Below are 1,454 nucleotides of genomic sequence, written 5' to 3'. Positions count from 1 at the left end.
TCGGCGGCGGCGCGCTGGGCGGGGCGTGGCGGTGTCCCGTCAGGTTTGATCAGCAGGGCGCTCTGGTGGGACCCGCAGCCCCCTGCGCGGCCAGTTCGGTCGCGGACCGCAGTTCGTCGCCCACCGGCGCCGGGAAGTCCCCGGGCGCCTGCCGGAGCGCCGCGTCGGCCGCCGCCGTCGCCGCCGTGAGGTCCCGCCGCGCCGCCGTGAGCTCCACCTGCGCCGCGGTATCGGCCTGCCGGCGCCGCCGCCGGGCCACCGAGCGTGCCACCCGGGCGGTCTCGACGGCCTCCCGCAGATCGGGAATGTCCCGGCGCAGCTCCCAGTACTTCGCGTCCTCGTCGGCCCAGGTCTTGGCCGCGTCCTTGACCTTGTCCCAGGCCTTGGCGACCGCCTCGGGGAAGTTGTCGTCGGTGATCAGCCCGAGCTGGCGGGCGACGTCCTCGCGTATCCAGGCCAGTACCTGGGTCTGCGACTCGACGGTCTGCGAGCCCGGCTTCAGGCCGCCGAGCGAGCCCATCAGGTGCTTGCGGACCCAGTTGCTGGACGAGAGGTCCTTGAACTGCCGGTGGACGTGGGCCACGCTCAGCCAGGCGGTGGGGACGGCGAACGCGAACACCCGGCCCGTGCTGGGCTTGACGACCACCTGGCGGGCCTGGTCGGTGGCGATCACCCGGCCGTCGCTGTCGGAGGTGTCGGCGCCGGTGCCGGAGGCGCCCGGGTTCGCCGCGCCGACGGTGTCCGACTTCAGGGCGGGCGCGCCGCCGAAGACGGTGTTGTGGTCGCCGCCCTGGGAGGCGGTCGTGTTCTCGCTCTGGGTGGCCCTGGTGGAGGTCTCCATCCGGGCGCCGTCGGCCACCGCCAGCAGCCGCGCACCGGCGAAGTCCGGGCGGGAGAACACCTGAAGCGATCCCTCGGAGCGGTCCGCGATGGAGTTCTCGGTCAGGCCGGCGGTCTCGTAGCCCTCGTTGCCGGAGGCGTGTTCGAAGAACGCGGAGAGCGCCCCGGAGCCGTGGGACTCCTCCAGAACCTGCGCGGGGCCGGTGCCCTCGGCGGTCAGCGGGGTGATCCGCGCCGTGCGCAGGGCCTGCTCCAGCGCGTCCCCGGTGAGCCGGCCCGAGGTGGTGGCGAGCCGGTTGTCGTACGCCTTCGGTCAGACCACGCCGAGGCGCATACCGAACTCCAACAGCGCTCGGTTGCGATTCGTGTTCAGCATGGTGCTGGTGGTCTCGCGGACACCCGCATGCATCCGCGTCGCCTGTGGCGCCAACCGCTCGGCTTCGAGGAACGAGTCAAGGGCTTGATCGTGCTGTCCGTTGTAGTAGCGCGCCCGGCCCACGTCGATGTAGTGGTGCGAGCGCCGTTCCTGCGCGTACTTGGCGGGGAATTTGCCCGTGATGTGCTCGGCGCGGCGCACCGCGTCCCGGCCTTTCCCCATCTCCACGGGCAGCGAG

The 1,454-nt window shown here is 72.6% G+C and carries 1 protein-coding gene and 1 pseudogene; both read right to left on the bottom strand.

Going from position 1 to position 1,454, the window contains the following annotated elements:
- Positions 1 to 49: 49 nt before the first annotated feature.
- Positions 50 to 901, bottom strand: coding sequence for a hypothetical protein (locus tag SSOG_RS45140; RefSeq protein ID WP_009721022.1), 852 nt, complete (start codon positions 899 to 901; stop codon positions 50 to 52).
- A gap of 252 nt (positions 902 to 1,153) precedes the next feature.
- Positions 1,154 to 1,454: pseudogene (locus tag SSOG_RS45135) on the bottom strand (helix-turn-helix domain-containing protein); the annotation flags it as partial.

It is taken from the genome of Streptomyces himastatinicus ATCC 53653, from assembly GCF_000158915.1.
GTDB lineage: Bacteria > Actinomycetota > Actinomycetes > Streptomycetales > Streptomycetaceae > Streptomyces > Streptomyces himastatinicus.
Note: the sequence above shows the minus strand (reverse complement) of the source record. Positions and strands in the feature narration are given on the sequence as shown.